The 17,324-nt window shown below is 60.9% G+C and carries 15 protein-coding genes; 8 read left to right on the top strand and 7 right to left on the bottom strand.

All coding sequences use genetic code 11. The features are described from left to right. Positions 1-12: 12 nt before the first annotated feature. The 3 genes from AC2A1F_RS03340 to dapA all read right to left on the bottom strand — a co-directional run bounded on the left by AC2A1F_RS03340 (position 13) and on the right by dapA (position 2,119). The gene (locus AC2A1F_RS03340; RefSeq protein WP_484207337.1) at positions 13-573 is read right to left on the bottom strand and encodes a DUF2062 domain-containing protein; all 561 of its coding nucleotides are present in this window, start codon (positions 571-573) and stop codon (positions 13-15) included. Positions 574-679: 106 nt separating this feature from the next. Further along, positions 680-1,162: an SsrA-binding protein SmpB gene (gene smpB / locus AC2A1F_RS03335; protein ID WP_292627849.1), complete on the bottom strand. Its 483-nt coding sequence runs from the start codon at positions 1,160-1,162 to the stop codon at positions 680-682. A 75-nt stretch (positions 1,163-1,237) separates the two neighbouring features. Further along, positions 1,238-2,119, bottom strand: a complete 882-nt coding sequence (gene dapA / locus AC2A1F_RS03330) for a 4-hydroxy-tetrahydrodipicolinate synthase (protein ID WP_484208158.1) — start codon at positions 2,117-2,119, stop codon at positions 1,238-1,240. A gap of 100 nt (positions 2,120-2,219) precedes the next feature. On the opposite strand from dapA, the gene AC2A1F_RS03325 reads away from it, so the two are divergent. The 5 genes from AC2A1F_RS03325 (at position 2,220) to AC2A1F_RS03305 (ending at position 6,500) form a co-directional block, all read left to right on the top strand. Further along, positions 2,220-4,238: a lytic transglycosylase domain-containing protein gene (locus tag AC2A1F_RS03325; protein WP_484207336.1), complete on the top strand. Its 2,019-nt coding sequence runs from the start codon at positions 2,220-2,222 to the stop codon at positions 4,236-4,238. A gap of 472 nt (positions 4,239-4,710) precedes the next feature. After that, entirely contained in the window at positions 4,711-5,202 is a 492-nt protein-coding gene (greB, locus tag AC2A1F_RS03320) for a transcription elongation factor GreB (RefSeq protein WP_484207335.1), read from the top strand. A 10-nt stretch (positions 5,203-5,212) separates the two neighbouring features. Then, the gene (locus AC2A1F_RS03315; protein ID WP_484207334.1) at positions 5,213-5,842 is read left to right on the top strand and encodes a phosphoglycerate mutase family protein; all 630 of its coding nucleotides are present in this window, start codon (positions 5,213-5,215) and stop codon (positions 5,840-5,842) included. Further along, positions 5,842-6,021, top strand: a complete 180-nt coding sequence (locus tag AC2A1F_RS03310; RefSeq protein ID WP_484207333.1) for a DUF4169 family protein — start codon at positions 5,842-5,844, stop codon at positions 6,019-6,021. The genes AC2A1F_RS03315 and AC2A1F_RS03310 overlap by 1 nt, the downstream gene beginning before the upstream one ends. Then, on the top strand, positions 6,018-6,500 hold the full coding sequence (locus tag AC2A1F_RS03305; RefSeq protein ID WP_484207332.1) for a hypothetical protein: 483 nt from the start codon (positions 6,018-6,020) through the stop codon (positions 6,498-6,500). The genes AC2A1F_RS03310 and AC2A1F_RS03305 overlap by 4 nt, the downstream gene beginning before the upstream one ends. 101 nt (positions 6,501-6,601) lie before the next feature. Here the strand turns inward: AC2A1F_RS03305 and AC2A1F_RS03300 are convergent, their stop codons facing one another. After that, positions 6,602-7,273: an outer membrane protein gene (locus AC2A1F_RS03300; RefSeq protein ID WP_484207331.1), complete on the bottom strand. Its 672-nt coding sequence runs from the start codon at positions 7,271-7,273 to the stop codon at positions 6,602-6,604. A gap of 248 nt (positions 7,274-7,521) precedes the next feature. On the opposite strand from AC2A1F_RS03300, the gene rlmN reads away from it, so the two are divergent. Continuing rightward, complete coding sequence (rlmN, locus tag AC2A1F_RS03295; protein ID WP_484207330.1) at positions 7,522-8,907, top strand: 23S rRNA (adenine(2503)-C(2))-methyltransferase RlmN; 1,386 nt, start codon at positions 7,522-7,524, stop codon at positions 8,905-8,907. On the opposite strand, the gene AC2A1F_RS03290 is transcribed toward rlmN, so the two are convergent. Continuing rightward, entirely contained in the window at positions 8,908-11,556 is a 2,649-nt protein-coding gene (locus AC2A1F_RS03290) for an EAL domain-containing protein (RefSeq protein ID WP_484207329.1), read from the bottom strand. A 143-nt stretch (positions 11,557-11,699) separates the two neighbouring features. Here AC2A1F_RS03290 and AC2A1F_RS03285 point away from each other — a divergent pair, with 143 nt between their 5' ends. Continuing rightward, on the top strand, positions 11,700-12,509 hold the full coding sequence (locus tag AC2A1F_RS03285) for an alpha/beta fold hydrolase (RefSeq protein WP_484207328.1): 810 nt from the start codon (positions 11,700-11,702) through the stop codon (positions 12,507-12,509). Positions 12,510-12,649: 140 nt separating this feature from the next. Further along, positions 12,650-14,398, top strand: a complete 1,749-nt coding sequence (locus AC2A1F_RS03280; RefSeq protein WP_484207327.1) for an N-acyl-D-amino-acid deacylase family protein — start codon at positions 12,650-12,652, stop codon at positions 14,396-14,398. Between the two features lie 9 nt (positions 14,399-14,407). Here AC2A1F_RS03280 and AC2A1F_RS03275 read toward each other — a convergent pair whose 3' ends face one another. Both AC2A1F_RS03275 and dnaN read right to left on the bottom strand, forming a co-directional pair. Beyond that, positions 14,408-15,850, bottom strand: a complete 1,443-nt coding sequence (locus AC2A1F_RS03275) for a methyl-accepting chemotaxis protein (protein WP_484207326.1) — start codon at positions 15,848-15,850, stop codon at positions 14,408-14,410. Between the two features lie 161 nt (positions 15,851-16,011). After that, positions 16,012-17,139 carry a DNA polymerase III subunit beta gene (dnaN, locus tag AC2A1F_RS03270; protein WP_484207325.1) on the bottom strand — a complete coding sequence of 376 codons (1,128 nt, stop codon included), beginning with the start codon at positions 17,137-17,139 and terminating at the stop codon, positions 16,012-16,014. Between the last annotated feature and the right edge of the window lie 185 nt (positions 17,140-17,324).

The raw sequence follows: 17,324 nt of genomic DNA, 5'->3' as shown, positions 1-17,324 counted from the left end.
AATCGGGCCTGGTCATTCAGGGAAGTCCCGCGCCTCGAACCGCAGCTTGCGGGCCTTGCGCTTGTGCGCAGTCCACCACCGCCAAGCAAAAACCGAAATCACATAGCCGAGCGCAGCTGCCACGATGGAGATCAAAAACAGGCCGATCACCAGCGATGGCGCAGCATCTGACCCCAACCAGGCCAGCCAATCGCCAATGCTGGCGCCCTTGGTCACCATATCACTCACCGTGGCGAAATCGGCGTGGAAGCCGAAACTGTTGCCCACCGCGATGGCGCCGGGAAGGAACACGAACAGTGTGGTTGGCGGGATCGAGATGAAGGTCATCAGCACGGCGAGCGGGATGTTGCCCCGGCACGGCACGCACATCAAGGCCGCGCCGACGATCTGCACGCCGGGAATCAATGCGAAGATGCCGATGAACAGCCCCGCCGCCACACCGCGCGGCACCGAGCGCCGGGTAAACCGCCACAATTCATGGCGCGCGGCCAGCGGGCGGGCGAAGCGGTTATGCTCCAATTGCTCGCGCGTTGGCATGTTGGCCTGCGCCCAGCTGACGATCCGTTTGAACATGGTGCGCTTGCTTCTACCCGTTTACCTACGGCCCCGCCACGGGCCTTTGGATCGCATCTAGACTAACGGCGCTTTCTCAGTGGTGAAGCGCTTTTCCGAAAACCGCTCATCCGTGATCTTTCATGATCCGGGCCTTGTCGCGTTTCCAATCGCGATCCTTCATCGTGGCGCGCTTGTCGGCCACGTTTTTGCCTTTGCACAGCGCCAGTTCCACCTTGGCGCGGCCCCGGCTGTTGAAATAGATCGAGAGCGGGACCAGCGTCATCCCCTTACGCTCAACCGCGCCGTGGAATTTGGCGATCTGGCGCTCTTTCAGCAGCAGCTTGCGCGGGCGCTTGGGCACATGGTTGTTGCGGTTGCCATGGCTGAATTCGGGTACGTTGGAATTGACCAGCCATACCTCGCCGTTCTTCACCTCGGCATAGCTTTCCGCGATGGAACCTTCGCCAAAGCGCAGCGATTTCACCTCGGTGCCGGTCAGGCAGATGCCAGCCTCGTACTTCTCTTCAATGAAGTATTCGAACCTTGCGCGGCGGTTTTCGGCGACCACTTTGGTCTTGTCGAATTCGGGATGTACGGGACGGGCCATGATGATTGCCCATGTAGGCGCTGCCCCGGCAAAGCGAAAGTGGCACTTCACACTTTGTCGGGGCGAGTTTTCAGATCAAAGCAGACCGGCGTGGACCAGCGCGGCATCAACCTTGGCGCGCGCTTCGGCGCTGGCGGGGACGAGCGGCAGGCGCAGTTCGTCGTTGATGCCTTCGAACACGCGGGACAGCGCATACTTGAGCGGCGCGGGCGAGGCATCAGAAAACATCGCGTAGTGCAGCGGATAGAGCTTGTCGTTCAGTTCGCGCGCTTTTTCCAGATCGTTGGCCGCGCAAGCTGCCTGAAAATCGGCGCAGAGGCGCGGCGCGACATTGGCCGTCACCGAGATGCAGCCGACGGCCCCTGCTGCGTTGGCAGGCAGCGCCAGTTCATCATCGCCCGAAAGCTGGCAGAAGTGCTTGCCGATGCCCATACGGTGGTCGGTCACGCGCGAAAGGTCGCCACTGGCATCCTTGATGGCCACGATCTTTTCCGGGTAACGCTTGGCCAGTTCGCAGACAGTTTCGGGCAGGATATCTGTCACCGTGCGGCCGGGCACGTTATAGAGCACAATTGGCAGGTCGTTATGCTCAGCCAGATAGCTGAAGTGGGCGATGATGCCCGCCTGACTTGGGCGATTATAATAAGGCGCAACGCACAGCGCGGCTTGTGCGCCGCACTTCTTGGAAAAGTTCATATGCAACAGCGCGTTCATCGTATCGTTGCTGCCGCAGCCTGCGATCACCGGCACGCGGCCCGCAGCCTGTTCGACGCAGACCTCTATCACGCGGTGATGTTCGGCGTTGGACAGGGTCGATGCCTCACCGGTGGTGCCGCAAGGGACCAGCGCGGACGAGCCGTTTTCGATCTGCCAGTCGACCAGACGCCGGAAGGCTTTTTCATCGAACGCGCCATCACGAAAAGGGGTGACAAGGGCCGGAATGGAGCCGGTAAACATGGACAATACCCCTTCTTTTACCCCATAAAGCCGTTCGTCTTGCAGCAAGTCGAACCCTTCGGGGATCTGTTCAGCGCCTGATAAGGAGCCGCTCCATAGTATGTCCGGCATGGACGTGAAAGCCTTGATGTTGCGCTGGGGTGTTGCCGGTCTGCTGATGCAGACTGCGGTTGCTTCAAGTTCTGTGCATGCCAGTGGCGCGGAAAGTGCCGACGGTGCCGATTGGGATCGCGCGCGCGCGAATCTGACGCTGAGCCAGGGCGGGCCGATGACGGCGGCGGTGGAGCGGTGGAAGCTGCTGACCAGTTCGAACCGTTTTGGATTTTCCGACTATTCCAGCTTCGTGGTCACCTATTCAGGCTTTCCCGATGAGGAAAAGCTGCGCCGCTATGCCGAACTTTCGCTTGAACGAGAGGCGGTTGACGCAGGGCGTCTGGTCAATTTCTTCAGCCAGAAGCCGCCGCTGACCAACATGGGCCGCGCACAATATGCGCTGGCGCTGACGCAACTGGGCCGCCCCGAAGCGCGCGAAGCAGCGCGGGCCGCATGGCGCGGCGGGGCGATGACCGATGCTGCCGAATCTGCGCTGCTTGCCTTCTGGGGCACCAGCTTTACTGCCGACGATCACGATGCGCGGATGGACGCACTGCTGTGGTCTGGCGCGACCGATCAGGCGGCGCGGCAGATCTTGTGGGTCAGCCCTTCCCGCAAGAGCATTGATGGCGCGCGGCTGGCGGCGATGCAGGGGGGCGATCCCTATGCAGCGGTTTCCGGTGTTTCCACGCAACTGTTGAACAGCGATCCGGGCTTTGTTTTCCAGCGCGTGCGGCAGTTGCGCAAGAGCGGACAGGGTGCGGCGGCGCGGGCGTTGCTGGCCAACCGGCCCTTGCTGGTGCGGCAGCCGCTGGACCGGGCAAAGTGGGTTGAAGAACTGCTGCTGAACGCGCGCGGCGCGGCGAGCGCGGGCGATGCGCGGTCTGCCATGCGGATTGCCGCCGGGATCGACGATGCCTTTGCGCCGGGCGAGGACGTGAGCCAACTCGAATACGATCTGCGCGATGACTACACGTCGCTGATGTGGCTGGGCGGAACGCAAGCCTATCAGAACATTGGCGATTATGCGGGCGCGGCCCCGCTGTTCTGGCGCTATGGCGCGGCGGCACGGACGCCGGGGACGCGGTCAAAGGGGTTTTACTGGGCTGGAAAGGCCGCAGCGCGGGGTGGCCAGCAGGCTGAGGCGCGGCGCTACTTCGAAATGGCGGCGCAATATGCCGACCAGTTCTATGGCCTGTTGGCGCTGGAGCGGCTGGGCCGTCCGGTGCCGCAGTTTGCCAAGGATTCCAATGCGCAAGCCACGCCCGATGAACGCAGCCGATTCTACAATCAGCCGCTGACGCTGGCCGTGCGCGAAGTGGCGCGCAATGGCGAATGGCGCACTTCCATCCGCTTTTTCAAGGAAATTGCCGAGCAGCAGCAGACCGAAGGCCAGCATGTGATGGTGGCGCAATTGGCGCGCGATTTGGGACGCCGCGATCTGGGTGTGATCGTGGGACAGGCCGCAGCGGCGCGCGGATACCTCGATTTTCAGCATATCGCCTTTCCGCTGATCCCAGTGCCTGCTGGCTATGAAAGCAAGTGGACCGGCATTCACGCGATCAGCCGCCAGGAAAGCCAGTTCGCGCAGAACGCGGTGAGCCACGCGGGCGCGCGTGGGTTGATGCAACTGATGCCGGGCACGGCTAACGAACAGGCGGGCAAGCTCGGCCTGTCCTACCGCCCCGGCGCGCTGACCGAGGATGCGGGCTACAACATCCAGCTGGGCGCGGGCTATTTCGGGCGGATGCTGGACTATTACAACGGATCATGGCCGCTGGCCGTGGCGGCCTATAACGCCGGCCCCGGCAACGTGAACAAGTTCCTGCGCGCCAATGGCGATCCGCGCAATGGCGGCGTGGACTGGGTGGAGTGGATCGAAAAGATCCCGCTGTCCGAAACGCGCAACTATGTGCAGCGCGTGCTGGAAAACGCGGTGGTCTATGAGGCGATGAACCCACAGTTTGCGACCTATCGCGGGGCGAACCCGATGAGCCATTTTATTGGGAAGCGGGAGCCGGGGTGAGCTTCTTTTTGACCGCACACTCACTTGATGATTGAGAACCTAATGTCGTTGTTTTCGTGGTTAAGTGGTAAGAGTGCTGCACACAAGGAAGTAACAACCTTGGTTGCATTGGCACTTAGGCAAAACTTGGAAAGGTCGATCTCGAACGACTATGACGCCAAGCGTATCGCAACATCTTGGACAGACGAGCGCCCACCACGTTTTCAGCATGATGGCATTGGAGGGTCTCGCTTGACGTCCACCGCTATGGGCGAAGCATTTTTCCTTTTGCAGTCTAGAATATCGAGCAATGAAGCTTCGCAGTGCGCCTACGAGATTGCAGCGCTGAAGTATTTGATCGTGCTGTCCTTCAGCGAAAGACTAGACGCGAGGCTGACAGGGCTGGACGTAGAAGCAAGGGCCTCTGCGTCTCAAACTCTACTAGATCTTGGTGCTGTTGCCAGCTCGAACCCAGTTTAAAAGAGCTTCGAATATGAAGCCTGACGGTCACCCCATCACACCCGCCGGATTTGCCGCCTTGCGCGCGCGATATGACCACCTGCTGGGCAATGAACGCCCGGCGATTGTCGAGATTGTCAGTTGGGCGGCGGGGAATGGCGATCGGTCGGAGAACGGCGATTATCTCTATGGGCGCAAACGGATGCGGGAGATTGATCGGGAGCTAGCATTCCTTGCACGGCGGATGAAAGCGACGCGGGTGGTCGATCCGGCGCGGATGGAGGATCGCAGCCGCGTGCTGTTTGGCGCGACCGTGGATATTGCCGACGAGGATGACGCGCGGCGCGTGCTGACCATCGTGGGGGATGACGAGCAGGATGCCAGCAACAACCTGATCGGCTGGAGCGCGCCGATTGCCAAGGCCTTGCGCGGGGCGCGGGTGGGGGATTTGCGGATCGTGAGGCTGCCTTCGGGGGAGAAGGAGTGGGAGATCATGAGCATTTCCTATCCTGACGCCGCAGGCTAAAGCAGCGCGCATGAAAACGGGTCGCTTCTTCATCATGCGCCACGGCGAGACGGTCTATAATGCGACCGCCCGGCTGCAGGCGAACCACATCCACACTCCGCTGACGCGGCAGGGCTTTGAACAGGCCGTGGCGATGGGCTGCGCGCTGCGCGGCGAACTGGGGGAGAAGCCCGAAGTGACGCTGCACATTTCTGATACCGGGCGCGCGTTGCAGACGGCGGCGCTGATTGCCGAGGAACTGGGGCTGGACTGGTTTGCCGGGCGCCGCACGATGGATCTGAAAGAGATCGACATGGGATCGTGGTGTGGGCGTTCCTACGGCGATGTGGAGGATGAAGTCGGCCCCATCGTGATCGAGGACCACCTGCTGCGCCCTGCCCCGGACGGCGAGGACTATCCGATGATTGCCGAACGGCTGAACCGCTGGCTTGATGGGCTCAGCGATGAAGGCGGCGATCACATCGTGGTGATGCACGGCATTTCGAGCCGAGTGCTGCGGGGTATCATGGCAAGCTATCCGGTGCACCCCATCCACGGCGCGCCGATTGCGCCATCGCTAGTGCAAGGCTCCATCGCGCTGGTGGAGGATGGGGCGGAGACGGTTTTGTTCGGATCGGAACGCGGGATCGAGCACGCCTGATGGGTGAGGTCGTGAACCTGCGGGCGGTACGCAAGGCCAAGGCGCGCGATGCGCACGCGGTTGAGGCGCAGGCCAATCGGGCGAAATTCGGGCGTACCAAGGGCGATAAGTTGCGTGATGCTTTGGAAGCTGAGCGGGCGGCGCGGTTGCTCGATGGCGCCAAAAGGGATGAGCCGTGAGGAAGCTGCTGGTTCTGGCAGCGCTGGTGCTGGCGGGCACGGCCACTGCGCGCGATAGCCTGGGCGTGTTCGGCACGTGGGGTGCGTTCCGTGATCCGGCGGTGCCACGCTGCTATGCCATTGCGATGGCGGAGAAAGTTAAGGGCCGGGAACAGGCGTTTCAGCCTTATCTGACCGTGGGATACTGGCCGCAGCGCAAGATTCGCGGGGCGGTGCACGTGCGGCTGGCGCGGCGCGTGGCGGCAGGTTCGAGCGTCAACGTCTCTTTCCCCGAAGCGAACTTTACGCTGCAGACGGGGCAGGCTGATGCCTGGCCTGCAGACCAGCGGGTGAATGCCGGGATCGTGGCGCAATTGCGCAGCGCGCCGCGGGTGGTGGTGATTGGCCAAGGCACCGATGGCCGCAAGTTTCGCGATACTTATGTGCTAAGCGGCGCGGCTTCGGCGATGGATGCGGCGGCGCTGGGGTGTGTGGGGTAGGATGAAGGCTCGGTAGCATGCCCTCCCCCGGCCCCTCCCGCACGCGGGAGGGGGATTGATGTAAAAAGGGCGGACCTTGTGGCCCGCCCTTTGCGCTTTGCTTAGAAGCGCAGGCCGACGCCCGCCATCACTTGGTGACGGTCGGTGTCGATGTTGAAACGGCTCGAATCCGGTGTGCCACCGTTGAAATCGAACTCGCCTTCGCTGTAGTTGTTGTAGCCGTATTCCAGCTTCACATAAGCGTTGGTGCCGAGGTTCTGCTCAACGCCCGCACCGACACGATAGCCATCGGTATCAAGACGCTGGCGCAGGTTCACTGTGCCATTGGTCCCCTGCAGGTCATAACGCTGGTTGCTGTAGCCACCCTTCACATAGACCATCGTGCTAGGCGACATGGCATAGCCCACGCGACCGCCGAGATAGTACTGACGACCGGCATCAACGCGACCGAGGTTGAACACGTTGGGCTGGTCATTGTTGTTGTCCCAACCGGCGCTGCTTTCGGTGATTTCGGCTTCCGCACCGACCACAAGATTGTTGCCGAGCGCGATGTCATAGCCGACTGCACCGCCATAAGTGACGCCGTCGATCGACTGCTTCAGATCACGGGTGGAATCAATGTCTTCGCTGCTGCCTGAGCGGTGGTGGTCATAGCCAACCAGTGCTTCCACACGCAGGCCGCTAAAGGCCTCGGCGGGAGTCGCGTCCTGCGCGAAAGCCGGGGCAGCGACAAGCGCGGTTCCAGCGGCGAGGATTGCGATGATATTCTTCATGTTTCACTCCATTGATACGTTCACGTGCCGGTTTTCGTTTTTGGCTGCGACCCGGCAGTGGTGTTTAGAATGAGCGCAATTGCATCGGGTTTCATGAACCTGAGACAACAATAAACTGTGATATTTCAGCCACATATTTTGCGACACTCGGAGTGATTAACAGGCCGAACGACAGGAACTATCACGCTGCAAATGCGTTCGCGCGGGGGCTGTTTGCCAGCAGGGCAGAGAATCACTATATGCGCGCGATGCAGCAATCCCCTGATTTTGAACCTTCGATCCCTGCGAACATGGCCATAGCCGGGCATATCGATCCTGTGCCGGTGCCACGCCCCGGCATGGTTGATGGCGTCACCCCGCGCGAGGACGGCCGGGTGGACCTGATCGGCCTGACCAAGAAGCAGATCGCCACCGTGTTCGAAACGGCAGGGCTGGATGCCAAGGCCGCCAAGCTGCGCGCCAAGCAGGTGTTCCACTGGCTCTATCATCGCGGTGTGACTGACTTTGAAGCGATGACCGACATCGCCAAGACGATGCGCCCATGGCTGGCGGAGCGGTTCTTTATCGGTCGGCCCGAGATTGTCGAGGCGCAAGTATCGACCGATGGGACGCGCAAGTGGCTGCTGCGGACGGCAGACGGGCATGACTTCGAAATGGTGTTCATCCCCGATGCTGACCGGGGCACGTTGTGCGTTTCGAGCCAGGTGGGCTGCACGCTCAACTGCCGGTTCTGCCACACCGGCACGATGCGGCTGGTGCGCAACCTGACGCCGGGCGAAATCGTGGGACAGGTGATGCTGGCGCGCGATGCGCTGGGCGAATGGCCGAATTCAATGCAGCGTCCCAGCGCCGATAGTTCATTGGCAGGCGGGGACCTTGGTGGTGATATTCAACGGTTCAGTAAAACGGCTGAGGCCCCCGCCTTCGCGGGGGCGCACGACGCGGTGGATGACGACGAAGATGAAGCCGCTTACACCGCCGATGGTCGCCTGCTGACGAATATCGTGATGATGGGCATGGGCGAGCCGCTCTATAACTTCGACAATGTCCGCGATGCTTTGAAGCTGGTGATGGATGGCGATGGGCTAGCGTTGTCGAAGCGGCGGATCACACTTTCGACCAGCGGCATCGTGCCGTTGATGGCGCGCGCGGGCGAGGAGATCGGGGTGAACCTGGCCGTTTCGCTCCACGCGGTGACCAAAGACGTGCGCGACGAGATCGTGCCGATCAATCGCAAATATGGGATCGAGGAATTGTTGCAGGCTTGTGCCGACTATCCCGGATCATCCAACGCGCGGCGCATCACGTTTGAATATGTAATGCTGAAGGACAAGAACGACAGTGATGCCGATGCGCGCGAACTTGTGCGGCTGATCAAGCAGTACAAGTTGCCCGCCAAGGTCAATCTGATCCCGTTCAACCCATGGGAGGGCGCGGCTTATGAATGCTCCACGCCCGAGCGGATCAGGCGGTTTTCCAGCATCGTTTTCGAAGCAGGCATCAGCGCGCCGGTCCGCACTCCGCGCGGGCGGGATATTGATGCGGCTTGCGGCCAGTTGAAGACATCGGCTGAAAAGAAAAGCCGGGCGGAACTGGACCGGCTGGCCGAGGAAAAGATGGCCGCCCTCGACTGATCAGCCGACTTTGCGCTGATGGTTCGTATCGGTTTCGACGCTTGACGGGGGCCGGCCAGCCACTGCGGCAATCCGACCGTTGTCATCTAGCCGCAGCGGCAGGGAAAACTCAACGCCCAACCGGTCTTCACTGGACCAGCGGCATGTGGCTGTCACCACATGGTTATCGGCCAGCACCACGCGGAAGATGGTGCCCGGCGGCACGTTCCACAGCCCTTCGATCAGGGCACCGGTCTGGCTGATATTGCGCACCATGGCGTTATAGCGGTGGCCGCCGTGATCCAGCACGACCTTGCGCAGCATTGATTGGCGCGATGCGCGTGCCGAACGCGGGCCTTGCGCAATCGCCATAAGCCCGGTTGATAGCCGCGCGGCAGCATTCATGGAACTGAGTGGCCGCTCATAAATATAGCCCTGCACATGGCTGCACCCGAGCATGCGCACGAGATCCAGTTCGTCGAGCGTTTCCACGCCTTCGGCTGTGGTTTCCATGCCCAGAGCTTCGGCCAGGCTGACGATCGAGGCGATGATCGCCCCGTTGCGGCTGCCGGGCTGGGTTGCCCCGCGCACAAACGACTGGTCGATCTTGATCTTGTCAAACGGAGCTGTCTTCAAATATCCGAGCGAGGAATAGCCAGTGCCGAAATCGTCGAGCGCCAGACGCACGCCGATGGCCTTGAGCGCCTTGAACATGTGTTCGGTGCCCTCGTCATCGTTGAGAAACACGCTTTCGGTGATTTCCAGTTCCAGCCGTTCAGGCGCCACTTGCGCATTCGCAAGGGCATTGGTGACGATGGCCGGAAGCGCCGGATTGGCGAACTGCAGCGGTGAAACATTGACCGCGACGCGCACGTTTTCGGGCCAGCGGGAAAGATCCCGGCAGGCCGTGCGCAGCGCCCATTCGCCGATCGGGGCGATAAGGCCGGTATCTTCGGCAATGGGGATGAAGCGTGACGGACTGATCCAGCCTTGTTCGGCGTGGTTCCAGCGCAACAGTGCCTCGAACCCGGTGATCTTCTCGGTCGCGGTCTGTACGACGGGCTGGTAATAGAGTTCGAGCCCGCCGTTGGTGACCGCATCGCGCAAGTCTTCTTCCATCTTGCGGCGCTCTTCGGCATCACTGTGCAGATCGGCATTGTAGAAATGGAAGCGGCCGCGCCCACCATCTTTGGCAGCATAGAGCGCAAGGTCGGCATTGCGGATCAGCGCCTCGCTGGTCACGCAGTCATCAGGTGCGAGGGCAATACCCACCGATACGCCGATCATTACCCGGCTGCCATCGATGGAATAAGGTTGCGACAGGCTTTCGATGATGCGCGAAGCGAGGTGCCCCAACTGCTCACGCTCAATCTTGCCGGGCAGGATCACCTGGAATTCATCGCCCCCAAGGCGCCCGACGCGGCCCATCTTGCCGACCACGCGTTCGAGCCGCTGGGCGACCTGCTTCAGAAGAGCATCACCAGCGGGATGCCCGAGTGTATCGTTGACCTGCTTGAACCGGTCGAGATCGAGCAGGAATACCGCGCAGGCACGGTGGTGGACTTGCGGCGCAAGCAGGATCTTTTCCAGCGTCTGCGACATGCGGAAGCGATTGGAAAGGCCGGTGAGCGAATCGAAATGCGCCAGCCGCGAGGCATGCTCTTGCGAACGGCGCTTTTCCGTAAGATCGGTGCCCGATCCGCGAAAGCCAGTGAAGTTGTTGAACGTATCGTACGTGGGGCGGCCGGTGATCGACCACCAGCGCTCTTCATCCGGCGTGGCCGCACGCACTGCCAGTTCGCTGAAACTGGAACGCGCCGAGAGGTGAAAGGCGAGCGTACGCTCTCCTTCGCCGGATTGCTCTGTCAGGTTGAAGAGTTCGGCAAACGGCCTGCCGATCAGGTCTGTAACCTTGCGACCAAGCGTTTCGGCCACGGGCACAGAAAGATAGGTGATGTGCCCTCGGCGGTCAGTCTCCCAGAACCATCCTTGGCCTGTCTCCTCATAATCGGCCAGAATTTCCTGCGCACGTGTCTGAATTCTGACGTCATTTTCGGCTTTTTCGCGCAGCAGCAGATCGATCCGGCGCTGCCGCGAATAGGCGATAACAGCGATACCCATGCCAACCGCGAGCGAAAAATAGCCGCCGATCGTGGAGGCGACGCAAGTGATTCCCGACCAGATCGCCACTTGCCCGGCCAGCACGCCAACCAGCCTGCCCGATTGCACAACAGTGGAAAGCAGCGAGAGAATGGCCACAGCGACAAGGCAATAGAACCAATCGATCTGCCCAGTCGCTCCCCAGACACCCATCGCCGATCCGAACAGAAACATTGGCAACGCCACGGCGAGACCGACCAGCAGCATCCGCTGCCCTGTTCCGAGGCTCCGTTCGCTTTCTATGCGCAGCGCCCATTTCGACAGCGCCGTGATGCCTGCTGCCAGCCCGACAAGCAGAGCAGTGAGCGCCGGAGGGAGTTCAAGATTAAATGCGGCGATACCGACCATCAGCAGCAGCATCGGCACCGCAAGGCGCGGCCATTCCGGGGCGACGAGGCGGTTGGTCGGATCGCTGCCAAACAGGAAGCTGGCCCCGGCCTCGGTCATGACCGCTGGCGGCACCCGTTCGCGACGGCGGGTCCGCGCAAAATCGCGCGGCGCGTCTGGCATCAGGGGTGCAGTTTCGGGAGGGTTAGCGGGCATACCCTGCAAATGCCCCATGTTCATTTTAGAAACAGTAAACGGCTGAACCATTCAAATGCTTTTGCTGCGACTGCGAAGCTGCTAGTTCGCCCACCGGAATGCGGGGCAAAATGGCAGACAAAGCAGTGAAATCTCTGATCGGCGTAGCAGGACGCAGACTGCACGTTGCGCGGTGGAATGAAGGAGGCGATGCGCATCGGCCCTTATTGATGCTTAATGGCATCGGCATGAACCTCGAACTGCTGGAGCCCATTGCGCGCGCCCTGCCCGAACGTGAAGTGCTTTGCTTCGATTTGCCCGGCATCGGCAGTTCGCCCGATCCGTTCATTCCTTATACGATGGCCCAGATGGCCCTGACGACGGCTGCGCTGCTGGACCAACTTGGCATTGCCGAAGTCGATTTGCTAGGCATAAGCTGGGGCGGTGCGCTGGCGCAGCAGTTCGCATTCCAGCACCGGGCACGCACAGGAAGCATGGTGCTGGCCGCCACCGCTGCCGGAGCAACGATGGTGCCGGGCAACCCCGCAATGATGGCCCATCTGGCCGATCCACGCGAATACACCGTCGAAAAGACCCTGAAGCGCAACCTCGCCTCGATCTATAATGGCGGCGGCAGTGCGCAGGTTTCGCTAAATGCGGCCAAGGCCCCCTCTCCGCTTGGCTTTTCCTATCAGCTCGCCTCATTCGCCTGCTGGTCGAGCGTGCCGTTTCTGCCGCTGCTGCGAATGCCCGTGATGATCATGGCAGACGAGGAAGACCAGTTGATTCCGCCCACCAATGCCCATTTCCTGCACAACGCTATCCCGCACAGCCGGATCGAAATGTTCAGTGGTGGCGGGCACTTGTTCATGCTGTCGCAGCGCGCACGCTTCATTGAAATCATGCGCGACTTTCTGGATGCAGAAGTTACCGAAGGCTGACAGATCTGCAGTTGCCGCTGTGCCCCAGTCTGGCACTGTATCAACAGATTGACCCGGCGCCTAAGCTCTGACTTAATCAAACGATTAACGTGACAGGTGACCCTTTGCGAGTCGGCCTGCGCGGGAGAAGGAGCTTGCCCATGCCAGCCTATGACCTGATCATCAGGAACGGAACCATCGTTGACGGCACCGGATCACCCCGCTTTACCGGCGATGTGGCGGTAAAAGGCGGGCTGATCGCCGCTGTCGGCACCGTGCGAGGCGATGCGGCGCAAGAGATCGACGCCACAGGGCGGATCGTAGCACCGGGCTGGGTCGATATTCACACCCATTATGATGGCCAGGCCACGTGGGATGCCGAAATGGCGCCCTCATCGTGGCACGGGGTGACCACCGTGGTCATGGGCAATTGCGGCGTGGGCTTTGCACCTGCTGCGCCGGACCGGCACGAATGGCTGATTGGCCTGATGGAAGGCGTGGAAGACATCCCTGGAACGGCGCTGGCCGAGGGGATAACCTGGAACTGGGAGACTTTCCCCGAATACCTTGATGCGCTGGAGCAGATGCCGCGCACCGTGGATGTGGGTACGCATGTGCCGCATGGCGCGGTGCGGGCCTATGTGCTGGGCGAGCGGGAGAAGCCGGGAGCGGTGCCGACCGCCGAGGATATCCGCAAAATGGCCGAAATCGTGGAAGACGGCGTGCGCGCAGGGGCGCTGGGATTTTCTACCAGCCGCACCGTGATCCACAAATCGATTGATGGCGAAGTCGTGCCAGGAACAACCGCCACGGCAGAAGAGCTGATCGAAATCGGCCGCGCTATGGCCCGCGCAGGCCATGGCGTGTTCGAGATGGCATCTGACATGAAGCGCGAATGGGATGAATTTGGCTGGATGGGCGCGCTGAGCCGCGAGACCGGCTTACCGGTGACTTATGCAGCGCTGCAATCCATCGCCAAGGAATTGCCGCTTGACGAACAGATCGCCCAGATGCGCCAACAAAACGCGCAAGGGGCCAATATCGTGGCGCAAATCGCCCTGCGCGGGAATGGGGTAGTGATGGCCTGGCAGGGCACGATCCACCCCTTCCGCTTCCGCCCGAGCTATGCCGCAATAGCCGATCAGCCATGGGAGGCGCAGCTTGCGCGGCTGAAAGACCCTGCGTTCCGGGCGCAGGTCCTGTCAGAAGAGAATGCCTATCCGCAAAGTGACATCATCGGACTGCTGATGATGATCGGTCAAGGCTGGCACAACCAGTTTGTGATGGATGACGGGTTTGATTATGAACCGCAGGGCGATGCCAGCGTTCTTGCCCGAGCCAAGGCAGCAGGCACCTCACCCGATGCTTTTGCCTATGACAAGCTGATGGAAAATGACGGAGCGGGGTTCATCTACCTGCCGATCCTGAATTATGCTGATGGCAACCTGGATTTCCTTGAGGCGTTGCAGGCCTCGGATGACACCGTCAATTCGCTGTCGGACGGCGGCGCGCATTGCGGCACGATCTGCGATGCCGCCAGCCCCACGTTCATGCTGGAACACTGGGTGCGGGATCGGAAAAGAGGCGGCAGGATCAGTCTTGAACACGCCATAAAGCGCCAATGCCGTGATACGGCGCGGCTATATGGCCTTGATGACCGGGGCATTATTGCGCCCGGCTATCTGGCCGATATTAACGTGATCGATTTCGAAAATCTCAAGCTGCTAAAGCCATGGCTGGCTTTCGACCTGCCTGCTGGAGGCAGGCGGTTGCTGCAGAAAGCCAAAGGCTATGACTATACGATCAAGGGTGGTCAGGTAACATTCCGCAAAGGCGAATGGACAGGGGCAACGCCGGGAGGCCTGATCCGCGGACCGCAGCGGGCAGAACTGCTCGAAGCGGCAGAGTAGCGCGAAAGCTTACGCCACCCGCCGCAGATCGGGGAGTGCCTTGCCCGTGCCCTTGTCCAGCCGAAACCGCGACACCAGTCGTGCCAGACAATCCGCTTCAGTCGCGAGGCTGCGGGCGGCTGCGGTGGCCTGTTCGACCATCGCGGCGTTTTGCTGGGTCATCGTGTCCATTTCACGCACGGTTTCGCGCACTTGGCCGATGCTTGCGGCCTGTTCCTGCGCCATGCGCGCAATGCTGCTGGCAAGCTCCGCGACTTGGCCGACCTTGTCGACAATCACCGCGAACATGACACCGGTCTGCCCGACAAGGCTTACACCGCGTTCAACTTGCGTTGAACTGGCGCTGATCAGAGTCTTGATGTCGCGCGCGGCATCGGCAGTGCGCTGTGCTAGCGCTCTGACTTCGTTGGCGACGACCGCAAAGCCACGACCATCGTCCCCTGCCCTTGCAGCCTCGACGCCCGCATTCAGGGCAAGCAGATTGGTCTGAAAGGCAATTCCGTCGATCACCGAAATGATCTTGCCGATTTCCTGCGCCGAATGATGGATGTCGTTCATGGCCGTAACGGCCTCGCCGACAACCTCGCCGCCCTTGATTGCCTCGCCGTGGGCCTGCTCGACCGAATCGTGCATGTGCGCAGCGTCGTCGGCGGCGGAGCGAACATTTGTGGAAAGCATGGTCATCGCCGCAGACGCTTCTTCAAGACTGGCGGCCTGCTGTTCGGTGCGGCGCGCCAGATCGTCTGATGCCTGCTGTATCTGCTTGGCGCCCACATCAACCGAACCGGATGTCTGGGCAACGTTGCTCAAGACGCCCGAAACCTGAACGCGCATCCCATCAAGATGCCTCTGCAATTCGGCAAAAGCGGCCGGAAGATCGGGCACTCTCGTGGCAAAATCGCCCTCGGCCATTGCGCGCAAGGTGGCGCTGACTTCGTCGATCACCGCTACGCGCGCAGCCTGTTCTGCCTTGAAATAGGTTGAAAGCGCAACCTCCATGTCCAGCAGTGCCATCTTGATCATCGAACCAACCGATCGTGCGATCTTGCGGCGGCGAAACATCGCGAAAAAGCCAGAGAACATCTTGTTGACGATGTTTTCCAGCACCGTGGCATAGGCCCCGATGTACCAACCCGGTTCCAGCCCGATGCGGGAGTGAACATTGCCGATCCGTTCGGCACTATAGAAGTAAGCCCGGTCCACCGTGCCACTGAACATGCCGGCCCAATGTTCGATCTGCTTGTCCCGCGCATGGGTCATCATGCTACGCGATCCGAAAAAGCGGGCCATTTCTGGCGTTTGCGCTATCTGATCATAGAGCCGATCCAGCGCGGGGGGAGCATGTTGGCGCAGAGCAGCAGCGATCTGGGGAAACCGCGCGAGGTCCTTTTCGGCGATGTTGAAGAACGTCAGCTTCTTGGAAACTGCTTGCGGATCATAGGCGCTGTTCATCGACTTCCACACTCCTGTGTGGAGGAGATTTACCAATGCAAACTTTCAAATACGGTATTTGGATCAGGCGTAAAGTTACGCCCCTGATCGGTATCCCACGATTAACCATATAGGTCCGGGGGCGGAACCAGAGCTTTCCCCCGCACCCCAGTTATTGCGCATCAGACCCGCATTGGCATCAGCACGTAAAGCGCAGCACTCTTGTCGTCCTTGCGGATCAATGTGGGCGCGCCGGCATCGGCCAGATGCAATTCCACTGTATCACCATCGATCTGGTTCAGGATATCTTTGAGATATGTGGCGTTGAAGCCGATTTCGAACTCTGCCGAGCTGTAGCTGGCGGGCAGTTCTTCGGCGGCCGTGCCGTTATCCGGGCTGGTAACTGAAAGTGTGACGCGATCATTTTCGAGCGCCATCTTCACCGCGCGGGTCTTTTCGGTGGCGATGGTGGCCACACGGTCCACGCCCTCGAAGAACGAGCGGGGATCGAGCTTCAGCAGCTTGTCGTTGCCGGTGGGGATCACGCGGCTGTAATCGGGAAACGTGCCGTCAATCAGCTTGCTGGTGAGCACAACGCCATTTTCGCCGCCCAGCGTGAAGCGTACCTTGCTGGCCGAAAGGTCGACCAGAACGTTGGTATCGAGCACTTCTTCCAGCAGCTTGCGCAGCTCGCCCACGCATTTGCGGGGGACGATCACGTCGGGCATGCCCTCGGCCCCTTCGGGACGGGGAATTGTGAAGCGGGCAAGACGGTGGCCATCGGTGGCCGCAGCCTTTAGCACTGGCGTGGTTTCATCCGATACGTGCAGAAAGATTCCGTTGAGGTAGTAGCGCGTCTCTTCGGTGGAGATCGCAAAGCGCGTGCGATCAATCAGTTCCGCCAGCGTGCGGGCAGGCACTTCAAAGCTGGTCGGCAGATCGCCTTCGACAATGACGGGAAAATCATCGCGCGGCAAGGTTGGCAGCTGAAAGCGGCTGCGCCCGGCCTTCACGATCATGCGGTTATCAGCCGTTTCGATGCTGACCTGCGATCCGTCCTGAAGCTTACGTGCAATGTCGAACAGCAAATGCGCCGAAACCGTGATAGCGCCCGCGACCTCAACCGAGACGGCTGCCATCGATTCCACGACCTGCAGATCAAGGTCGGTCGCCATCAGCCGGACCCGGCTATCAGGCGAGGCCTCGATCAGCACGTTCGACAGGATCGGAATCGTGTTACGGCGTTCTACCACCGACTGGACGTGGGACAGGCAGCGCAGCAAGGTCGCGCGTTCGATCGTCGCCTTCATTCTCGTCTCGATCCCCCCGGGCAGCGGCTTGCGCCGTGCTTCCGTGAATTTGGCTGGACCGGGGAATCACACTCCCCGGCGTACGGTTCGGACTGCATGTCTTAACGCAGCGCCGCTGCTCGGCAAGCGCTGCTCCTGCCATTGCAGCCTAAGTTGGGGATAACGGCCCCGATTTCGGCTTAGGG

The organism is Novosphingobium sp. HNCC26BN242, assembly GCF_057180525.1.
The sequence above is the reverse complement of the archived record's forward strand: the minus strand, read 5'-3'. Positions and strand labels throughout refer to the sequence as shown.